This is a genomic window from Trinickia sp. EG282A (assembly GCF_040965455.1).
Lineage (GTDB): Bacteria > Pseudomonadota > Gammaproteobacteria > Burkholderiales > Burkholderiaceae > Trinickia > Trinickia symbiotica.
In genome coordinates this window covers 1-219 of sequence record NZ_JBFRCC010000060.1, presented here as the reverse complement: position 1 = coordinate 219, position 219 = coordinate 1, and the positions used below count along the sequence as shown (strand labels likewise).

1 protein-coding gene is annotated in these 219 nt (G+C 63.9%); it reads right to left on the bottom strand.

Annotated elements, in window-relative coordinates:
- Nucleotides 1-219: lysozyme inhibitor LprI family protein (locus AB4Y31_RS31900; RefSeq protein ID WP_368677433.1), on the bottom strand; the 219-nt coding region annotated here is incomplete at both ends.

Sequence of the window (219 nt, the reverse complement as noted above, 5' to 3'; positions counted from 1 at the left end):
AGCCGCCTCGCTCAATCGCCCCCACCGTATCCGACAACCGCTTGAAAGTGGCCACGCGCCCGCCGATTAGATCCACGCGATCGGTTTCCGAGCCGAGCCCCGCGGTCGCATCGAAATAGCTGCGCCAAGCGCGTTGCGCGCGCGTCAGTACGGTGCGCGACTGCGCCGGCAACTTAACGCGCAGCCGATGCACGTAGCGATTCAAATCGAATAGCGCAT